The organism is Kitasatospora sp. NPDC056327 (genome assembly GCF_042261735.1).
GTDB lineage: Bacteria > Actinomycetota > Actinomycetes > Streptomycetales > Streptomycetaceae > Kitasatospora.
Map to the genome: position 1 here is coordinate 1 of NZ_JBHJRC010000314.1, position 9,519 is coordinate 9,519.

Sequence of the window (9,519 nt, forward strand, 5' to 3'; positions counted from 1 at the left end):
TCCTGGACGCCCTCCCCCTCACCCCCAACGGCAAGCTCGACCGCAACGCCCTCCCCGCACCCCACTACACCCCCACAACCACCTACCGCGCACCCTCGACACCACGCGAAGCACTGCTCTGCGAGGCGTTCGAGGAGGTTCTCGGCCTCGTCCGGGTCGGGGTCGACGACGACTTCTTCGCCCTCGGCGGCCACTCCCTCCTCGCCATCTCCCTGGTCGAGAAGCTGCGGGCCCGGGGTGCCGACGTCAACATCCGCGCACTCTTCAGGTCTCCGACGGTGGCCGGGCTCGCGGCGTCCTCCGGCACGGGCGAGGTCACTGTCCCGCCGAACCTCATCCCCGCCGGCGCCCGGGCCATCACGCCCGACATGCTCCCCCTCATCGACCTCACCACCGACGAACTCACCCGCATCACCACCACCTTCCCCGGCGGCGCGGCCAACATCGCCGACATCTACCCCCTCGCACCACTCCAGGAAGGCATCCTCTTCCACCACCTGATGAACTCCGGTGGAAGTGACCCCTACCTCATCCCGACCACGCTCACCTTCGACTCCCGCGAGCGGCTGGACACCTTCCTCGAAGCACTCCAGTACGTGGTGGACCGCCACGACATCCTGCGCACCGCCGTCCTCTGGGAAGGACTCCCCGAACCCGTCCAGGTCGTCGCCCGCACCGCCCAACTCCCGGTACAGGAGCACGAGGTCGGCGGCGAGAATCCGGTGGCGGAGCTGACCGCGCAGTGCGCGGCCACCATGGATCTCACCCGTGCACCGCTGCTCCGCGCCCACATCGCCGCCGAGCCCGGCACCGGCCGATGGCTGATGGTGATCCAGCAGCACCACGTCACGACGGACCACACCGCCCTGGAGATCCTGCTCGACGAGATCAACACCGTGCTCGCCGGGCGCCGGGACACCCTGCCGGCTCCGGTGCCGTTCCGCACCTTCGTCGCCCAAGCACGGCTCCAGATGCCCCGCGAGGAGCACGAGCGGTTCTTCGCCGAACTGCTCGGCGACGTCACCGAACCCACCGCGCCCTTCGGCCTGTTGGACGTGCGCGGTGACGCGACCGGTGTGACGGAGGCCCGGCGTGTCGTAGACGGCGCGCTCGCCGACCGGGTCCGTGAGCAAGCCCGACTGCTCGGTGTCAGCGCAGCGACCGTCTTCCACACCGTCTGGGCCCGCGTGGTAGCGGCGACCAGCAGCCGTGACGACGTGGTGTTCGGCACGGTGCTGTTCGGACGGATGGGCGGCGGCAGCGGGGCCGGCCGGGCGCCCGGACTCTTCATCAACACGCTGCCCGTCCGCGTGCCGACGGCCGGTGTCGGCACCGCCCGGGCACTGCGCGCGATGGGCGCCCGGCTCGCCGACCTGCTCGCGCACGAGCACGCGCCGCTGGCGCTCGCCCAGCGGGCGAGCGGCATCGTCGGCTCGGCGCCGCTCTTCACCACCCTCCTCAACTTCCGTCACCAGGCCGGAGGCGGGGCCGCCGGAGCCCCGGCGTCGACGCCGGGCATCGAGATCCTGCACAACGAGGAGCGCACCAACTACCCGCTGACCGTGTCGGTCGACGACCTCGGCACCGCGTTCACCCTCACCGCGCAGGCCTCGGCGCCGATCGACGCCGGGTGGGTGTGCGACGCGTTGCACACCGCCCTCGAAGGGCTGGTCGACACACTGGAGTCCGCTCCGGAGGCCCCACTCGGAAGCATCGAGGTCCTGGGCGCGGAGGAGCGCCACCGGGTCCTCACCGAGTGGGGCAGCGGCCGCAGCGCCGAGCCGGTGACCGGCTCACTGCCGGAACTGTTCGCACGGCAGGTCGCACGGACACCCGACGCGGTCGCGGTGGTGTGCGGGGACACCGAGTTCACCTACGCACAACTGGACGCCCGGGCCAACGGCCTCGCCCACAAACTCCTCGCCGAGGGCATCGCCCCCGAGGACGCCGTCGCGGTACTGATGGAACGCTCCGCGGACCTGGTCGTCGCCCTGCTCGCCGTCCTCAAGGCCGGCGCCTGCTACGTCCCCCTCGACACCCGCTACCCGCTCACCCACCGCCGCACCATCACCACCGAGACCGGCGCCACCGTCGTCCTCACCGACACCGCACTGCACCACCAGGCCACCGAACTGGGCCTCACCGTCCTCACCACCGACGCAGAGGCTTCACCCGACACCCCTCAGGTGAACTGCCACGAACGGCAGCTGGCGTACGTGATGTACACCTCCGGCTCCACCGGCCGCCCCAAGGGCGTCGCCGTCACCCACCACGACATCGCCACCCTCACCAACGACCACCGCTGCACCAGCACGGCCACCGAACGCGTCCTCCTCCACTCCCCCCACTCCTTCGACGCCTCCACCTTCGAACTCTGGGTCCCACTCCTCAACGGCGGCACCACCGTCATCGCCCCACCCGGCGACCTCACCACCACCACCCTCCGACACGTGATCCGCGAACACCGCATCAGCACCCTCTGGCTCACCGCCGGACTGTTCGCATTCCTCGCCGACGACGAACCGGACTGCTTCACCGGCCTGCGCGAAGTGTGGACCGGCGGCGACGTCGTCTCCCCCGCCGCCGCCGCCCGCGCCCTCGACGCCTGCCCCGGCCTCACCGTCACCAACGGCTACGGCCCCACCGAAACCACCACCTTCGCCACCACCCACCAGGTGACGGAAACCGACACGCCCCTGCCCATCGGCCGCCCCCTCGACGGCATGCGCGCCTACGTCCTCGACACCCGCCTCCAGCCCGTGCCCACGGGTGTCACCGGCGAGCTCTACCTCGCCGGCCACGGCCTCACCCGCGGCTACCACACCCAACCCGCCCTCACCGCCGAACGCTTCACCGCCGACCCCCACGGCACCCCCGGCGAACGCATGTACCGCACCGGCGACCTCGCCCGCTGGAACCACCAAGGCGAACTGGAGTACGCCGGACGCGCCGACCAGCAGATCAAACTCCGCGGCTTCCGCATCGAACCCGGAGAGATCGAAGCCGCACTGGCCGCGCACCCCGCCGTCGGCCAGGCCCACGTCCAACTCCGCGAAGACACCCCCGGCGACAAACGCCTCACCGCCTACCTCATCACCACCGGCGACCTCGACACCACCGAACTGCGGGCACACCTCGCGGCACTCCTGCCCGGCTACATGGTTCCCTCCACCGTCGTCACCCTCGACGCCCTCCCCCTCACCCCCAACGGCAAGATCGACCGAAGGGCGCTGCCCGCCCCCGGTCCCGCCCCCGTGACCCGCCGGCCCCCGCGCACCCCGCAGGAGGAGGTGCTGGCCACCCTGTTCGCCGAGGTCCTGGGGCTGCCCCGGGTCGGCATCGACGACAGCTTCTTCGACCTCGGCGGCCACTCCCTCCTCGCCACCCGTCTGCTCGGCCGCATCCGCACCGCGCTCGGCGAGGAGGTGGCCCTGCGGGACCTCTTCGAGGCCCCCACCGTCGCCGGGCTCGCGGAGCGGCTCAAGACCGGCAGCGACCTCGGCGACAAGTTCGCCGAGCTGATGCCGCTGCGCCGCGACGGCGAGCTGCCGCCGCTGTTCTGCGTCCACGCGGGGTACGGCGTCGGCCTGGGCTACAGCCGGCTGCTGCCCTACCTGCCCGGCCGGCCGCTCTACGCCCTCCAGGCGCGCAGCCTCACCCGGAGCGACGGACTGCCGGACACCGTCGAGCAGATGGCGGCCGACTACGTGGCGCTCATCCGCGAGGTCCAGCCGTCGGGGCCGTACCACCTGCTCGGCCACTCGTTCGGCGGTCTGGTGGTGCATGCGGTGGCGCACCGGCTGCAGTCGCTCGGCGAGGAGGTGGACCTGCTGGTCATCATGGACGCCTATCCGTACGCGACGTACACCGCGGAGGGCGTGGAGCGTGACGAGCAGGAGACCCTGGAGCTCTTCCTGTCGATGTTCGAGGCCGGGCGTCCGGGCGCCGAGGGTGCGCCGCTCGACCGGGACGACGTGCTGAAGGCCCTGGTCGAGCGATCGGCGTCGGCCTTCACCACCGACGACCTGGCGGCGATGGGGCGGGCCTGGGAGCGTCACACCCGGATGGTGCGGACCTTCGTGCCCGGCCGGGTCCGCGGTGACGTGCTGTTCTTCACGGCCACCCGGGACCGGGCCGAGGGGACGCCGGCGGCGACCGTCTGGGAGGAGCACGTCGAGGGCCGCATCATCGACCGGCATCTCGACGCCACCCACCACGGGCTGATGGACCGCCACCACCTGGCCGAGGTGGCCCGGGCCGTCACCGGGTTCACCGCCGGACGGCGGGTGCCCCGGACGGACTGACGCCCGGCGGCACGGGGGCGGGGCCCGGGGGACGTGGCAGTGCAACGCCCCCGGCCCTGCTCCCGCTCCTACGGCACGAGGCCGGCGATGGCCTCGGCCATGGCGGCCGTCCCCGCGTCGTTGGGGTGCAGGCCGTCCCCGGAGTCGTAGGCGGCTGCCAGCTCGTCACGGTGGCCGGGGCGGGGGTCGGCGAGGACGCGGTCGAGGTCGGCGACCGCGTCGTAGGCCCCGGAGGTGCGGATCCAGCGGTTCACTGCGTCGCGGACCCGTTCCTTCTGCGGCGAGTAGTAGGTGGTGTAGCCCCTGAACGGGGTGAGGGTGGCACCGATCACCGTGAGGCCGCGCCGGTGCGCGGCCCTGATCAGGGCCCGGTGGCCCTCGACGACCTGCTCGGCGGTGACCGCGGGGCTGCTTCCGCAGCCCTGGTCCGCGAGTCCGCCGCCGCCGATGTCGTTGATGCCGATCAGGACGACGGCGGTCCGGACTCCGGGGCGGTCGAGGACGTCGCGCCGGAAGCGGTCCAGGGCCCGGTCTCCGTAGCAGGGCGAGTCGGTGAGCAGCCGGTTGCCGCTGATGCCGGCGTTGACGACGGCGAGGCGGCGGCCGTCGGCGAGGAGCCGTTCGGCGAGCCGGTCGGGGTAGCGGCGGTCGGTGCCGGGGGTGGATCCCCAGCCGTCGGTGAGGGAGTCCCCGAAGGCGACGACGCCGCCCTCGGTGGCCGCTCCGCGCACCTCGACACCCGCGAGCAGGTAGTGGGACTCGCTGGTCGCACCGGCGAACGCGTCCCCGGCGGTGTCGCCGGTGCGGTCGCCGGCGGCGCGGTAGGCGGTGGTGAGGCCGTCCTCGTGGAAGCCGACCGGGCCGGTCGCGGCGGCGAAGTACAGCGTGACGGCGAGCCGCTCCAGGGGCCGGACGGGAAGCCGCAGGGCGTCCGAGAGCAGGTCGTGCCCCGCCGGGACCACGGCGTCGGTGCGACCGGAGAAGCGCAGTTCCCGGACGGTGCCGGGGAGCACGGCCGCGCCCTCGCCCGCCCGGGCGACGGTCGCCCTGGTCAGGCGCAGCGGCCCGTGCCCGTACTGGTTGGACAGTCTGATCCGCAGCCGGGAGCCCTCGGCCCCGCTGCGGACGACCTGGCGCAGACTCTGGTCGGTGAAGCCGTCCCAGGCCCAGTTGGGCCAGGACCAGGGCTGGGGTGCGACGGGCCGGACGAGCGCGGAGCCCCAGGCGCCGGTCCAGGAGCCCGCTGTGCCCCGGTCTTCCCGCTGCTCCCGGCCGGTGGCGGAGGCCGGGGCGGCGAGGGCGCCGGCGAGCAGGACGAGCAGGGCGGTCAGCGCGGCGACGGCCGTGACGGCCGCTCCCCGGGCGGTTCCGGTGACAGACGGGTTCCACGCACGCACGGGGGCTCCTCCAGGACCAGGTCCGCGGAACCTACCGCGCGGGAGCCGTGGAGGGGAACAGTCCGCCACCGCCCTGGTTACGGCCGGTGGCCCCGGGTGGGGGTCCACCGCCCGGGGCCGGGGGAAGAGGGGTCCGCGCGCCGGGGTGTCCGCCGGAAGGCGGAACGCCGGCGCGCCACCCCTGCCACCCCTGCCACTCCGGGCGCCCCGGCGTCCCGGGCTCCGGCCCCGGCACCCGGCCGGTCAGGCGAGGGCCTTCTCCAGGGCCGCGAGGTAGTTGCGCATGAGGTGGTCGCGGATGCCTTCGCCGTCCGGGGAGAACGCCGCCGCGCCGAGGCCCTTGGCCCGGCCGGCGAGGCCGGCGGCCAGGCCGGGGTTCTCCCGGACGCGGCCCGCGGAGTCGATGTGGTGCAGCGTGGCCACGTGGGTGAAGGCGGGCTCCGGGGGGAGCTCGGGGACGATGTCGTTGTCGTGGACGAAGCGGTGGGTGCGGCCCTTGAGCGCCTTGTCGTAGGCGGCGGCGAGCAGGCGGTCGCAGGTGCGGGGCTGGCCGAAGGTGTGGACGCCGTCGGCCCGGAGCCGGGGGTCCTCCAGGCCGAGGCGGGCGGCCGAGAGCATGGCGAGGGCGCCGCCGAGGCTGTGGCCGGTGAACCAGACGCTCTGTCCGTCGGTGCGCAGGTCGTCGATGGTCCTGGCGACGTCGGGGAAGACGGATTCGAGGGCCTCGGCGAAGCCGTAGTGGACGAAACCGGTACGGGCGGGGCCGGGCCAGGGCGGGGTGGTGCCGTCGGTGAGCCAGTCGCGGATCCGGGCGGGTTCGGTGCCGCGGAACGCGGTGACGATCATCCGGTCGCCGCCCATGGTGTAGGCCTGGGTGTCCTCCAGCGGGAACGGCGGGGTGAAGGCGGTCCGGTGGTGGCGGACGGTGTCGAAGCCCCAGTCGCGGGCCCGGGCCTCGATGGTGGCCTCGTCCTGGTAGGCGAGCTCGGCGGCCCTGGCGAGGTTGAGGGCGAGCGGGAGGCTGTAGCCGGTGGCGCTCTGGTCGAAGGTGGTGGGCACGGGCACGGGGGCGCTCCTGTCGGGTCGGCGCACGGGAAGGCGGGGACGGGCCGACGGCCGGCCGCTCCGTGGGCGCTCCGGGGCGCCCCGACGACCGGGAACGAACGGGAACGAACAGGAACGGCCGGAAGTGACCGAGGGTGACCGTACGGCGGTCCCGTGGTGACGCTACCGCGCCTGTGGTTCGTGGGCGACCGGAGGGCGCCGGACCGAAGGTAGGGGGGACAGAGGGGTTATGCCTGGCAGGAGGGGTTGCTAACTTCCTGCGATAACCACGCAGTTGCCACCGGCCCTGCGACGGCTGCGCCGTCGGGGCCTTGCGGAGTCGCCGGGACCTTCAGGACAGGAGTGCGCCATGACGCTCGACACCGAACCGAACACGATTCTGGAGGGCGGGCCCGCGACGGGTCTGCCGGAGCACGAGCGGGTCCGGTTCCTGGACGCGGAGCAGCACGTCCTCAAGCTGCCGAGGGGGAACCGGTACGAGCACTTCCGCCGGTCCCACCGGACGGTGCGCCACCGGGCCTCCGAGCTGCGGGTGTTCGAGTGGACCGGGTCCACCTTCGTGGCGGAGTAGCCCCCACCGCCCCCTTGACGGCACGAGGCCGCCCCCGTCCGGTCGTACCGGAGCGGGGGCGGCCTCGTGCGTTCCCGGGCGGGGGCTCAGAGGTCCCCGGTGCCCGCCGCCTGCTCCCGGTCGTAGGAGTCGCGGGAGCGGGCGATGGCGTCGCGGTGGCGCTCCGCCCAGGCGGTGAGGCCCTTCAGGGAGGCGTAGAGCTCGTCGGCCATCTCGGTGCCCCGGTACTCCACCTTGGGCGGCACGGTCGCGTAGACGGTGCGTTCGATCAGCCCGTCGCGTTCGAGGTTGCGCAGCGTCAGGGTGAGCATGCGGCGGCTGATTCCGGGTACGGAACGTTCGAGTTCGGTGAAGCGGACCGGTCCGTGACTGAGGTTGAGCAGGATCCCGATCGCCCACTTGCCGCTGATCCGGTTGAGCGCCTCCAGGACGGTGCACGCCTCGCGCGCGGGCTCCAAATCGCCGGCGCCGTCGAGGCCGTCGGTCTCCTCGATCACATCGCTGTTCCCCAGGAACATGAAAGTGCCTCCTTACGGTGGACTTGATGGTCACACATGATGGGCGCTGTAACAAGAAGTGCCCTCAGGGAGCGCGGGCGCCACCGGGCGCCCCTCCCGGGCCATTCCCCGAAGGAACTCCTCCGATGACCACGCAAGCCCCGCCGTCCCTCCAGCCTTCCAGGTCACGCTGGTTGGCACTGGGGGTCCTCTGCACCGGCAACCTGATGATCATCCTCGACGGCTCCATCGTGACCGTCGCCCTCCCGACCATCCAGAACGACCTCGGCTTCACCCAGTCCGGCCTGGCCTGGGTGGTCAACGCGTACCTCATCGCGTTCGCCGGGCTGCTGCTGCTCTCCGGCCGGCTGGGCGACCTGTTGGGCGGCAGGCGCGTCTTCAGCTGGGGCCTGGGCCTGTTCACCGCGGCCTCGCTGGCCTGCGGCGTGGCCTCCTCCTCGACCGCGCTGGTGGTGTTCCGGTTCGTCCAGGGGGTCGGCGGGGCGCTCGCCTCGGCCGTCGTCCTGGGCATGATCATCACGCTGTTCCCCGACGCCGGCGAGCGCGCCAAGGCGCTGGCGGCGTACGCGTTCGTCTCCGCGGCGGGCGCCTCGCTGGGCCTGATCCTGGGCGGCGTGCTGACCCAGAGCTTCAGCTGGCCCTGGGTGTTCTACGTGAACGTGCCGATCGGCCTGGTGGCACTCGTGCTGACCCAGAGCGTGGTGCCCGGCGGGAAGGGACTCGGGCTGCGCGAGGGCGCCGACCTGGTCGGTTCGGTGCTCGCCACCGGCGGTCTGATGCTGCTGGTCTACACCATCATCAAGGCCGAGGAGTACACCTGGGGCGACGGCCGCACGCTGGGCCTGCTGGCCGGCTCGCTGGTCCTGCTGGCCGGCTTCGTGGTCCGCCAGGCGTACGCGGCCAAGCCGCTGCTGCCGCTGCACATCTTCCGCTCCCGGGCGGTCTCCGGCGCCAACGGCATCATGGTCCTGATGGTCGCCGGCCTGTTCGGCTACCAGTTCTGCACCGCCCTGTACTTCCAGAACGTGCTGGGCTACGACGCGCTCAAGACCGGGCTCGCCTTCCTGCCGGCTCCGGTCACCATCGCGATCATCTCGCTGGGCTTCGCGGTGAAGCTCAACCAGAAGTTCGGCCCCCGCCGGGTGCTGGTCACCGGTCTCCTGCTGGTCGCGGCGGCGCTCGCGCTGCTGGCCCGGGTGCCGAGCGACGGCAGCTTCCTCGTCGACATCGTGCCGCCGTTCGTCCTGCTCGGCCTCGGCTTCGGCGCGGCGATGCCCGCGCTGATCGGCCAGGCCATGTCGGTGACCTCGCCCAACGACGCCGGCATCGCCTCCGGCCTGGTGAACACCACCCAGCAGGTCGGCGCCTCGATCGGCACCGCCGTGCTCGCCACGGTGGCCGCCTCGCGCACCGCGACGCTGCTCGGCGAGGGCGACAGCAAGGTGGCGGCGCTCACCGGCGGCTTCCACCTCTCCTACGGGCTCAGCGCGGTGTTCGTGGCGGTCGGCGTCCTGGTGGCCGCCTTCGTCCTGCGCAGCCCCGCCGCCGGCCCGGCCGGCGCGGACGGTGCCGAGAGCACCCCCGGACCGGACCTCAAGTCTGCGGACTCCCCCGTGCCGCACATTTGACGGTCCCCGTGCGGCCGTCCCGGGATCCCCCCCGGG

Annotated in this window: 6 protein-coding genes; 3 read left to right on the forward strand and 3 right to left on the reverse strand. The window is 72.9% G+C overall.

The genetic code is table 11. The features are described 5' to 3' along the window. Window positions 1-4,304: amino acid adenylation domain-containing protein (locus tag ACFCX4_RS30935; RefSeq protein ID WP_376149671.1), on the forward strand; the 4,304-nt coding region annotated here is incomplete at its 5' end. Between the two features lie 68 nt (window positions 4,305-4,372). On the opposite strand, the gene ACFCX4_RS30940 is transcribed toward ACFCX4_RS30935, so the two are convergent. Together ACFCX4_RS30940 and ACFCX4_RS30945 are read right to left on the reverse strand one after the other, a co-directional pair. Continuing rightward, entirely contained in the window at window positions 4,373-5,701 is a 1,329-nt protein-coding gene (locus ACFCX4_RS30940) for an SGNH/GDSL hydrolase family protein (RefSeq protein ID WP_376149674.1), read from the reverse strand. Between the two features lie 243 nt (window positions 5,702-5,944). Next, the gene (locus tag ACFCX4_RS30945; RefSeq protein WP_376149677.1) at window positions 5,945-6,766 is read right to left on the reverse strand and encodes a lipase family protein; all 822 of its coding nucleotides are present in this window, start codon (window positions 6,764-6,766) and stop codon (window positions 5,945-5,947) included. A 349-nt stretch (window positions 6,767-7,115) separates the two neighbouring features. On the opposite strand from ACFCX4_RS30945, the gene ACFCX4_RS30950 reads away from it, so the two are divergent. Next, a complete protein-coding gene (locus ACFCX4_RS30950) occupies window positions 7,116-7,337 on the forward strand; it encodes a DUF5988 family protein (RefSeq protein WP_376149680.1) in 222 nt (73 codons plus the stop codon). An 86-nt stretch (window positions 7,338-7,423) separates the two neighbouring features. On the opposite strand, the gene ACFCX4_RS30955 is transcribed toward ACFCX4_RS30950, so the two are convergent. Next, window positions 7,424-7,855, reverse strand: coding sequence for a winged helix-turn-helix transcriptional regulator (locus tag ACFCX4_RS30955; RefSeq protein WP_376149683.1), 432 nt, complete (start codon window positions 7,853-7,855; stop codon window positions 7,424-7,426). A gap of 125 nt (window positions 7,856-7,980) precedes the next feature. Between ACFCX4_RS30955 and ACFCX4_RS30960 the strand changes: the two genes are divergently transcribed. Beyond that, window positions 7,981-9,483 carry an MFS transporter gene (locus tag ACFCX4_RS30960; RefSeq protein WP_376149686.1) on the forward strand — a complete coding sequence of 501 codons (1,503 nt, stop codon included), beginning with the start codon at window positions 7,981-7,983 and terminating at the stop codon, window positions 9,481-9,483. The last annotated feature ends 36 nt before the right edge of the window (window positions 9,484-9,519 follow it).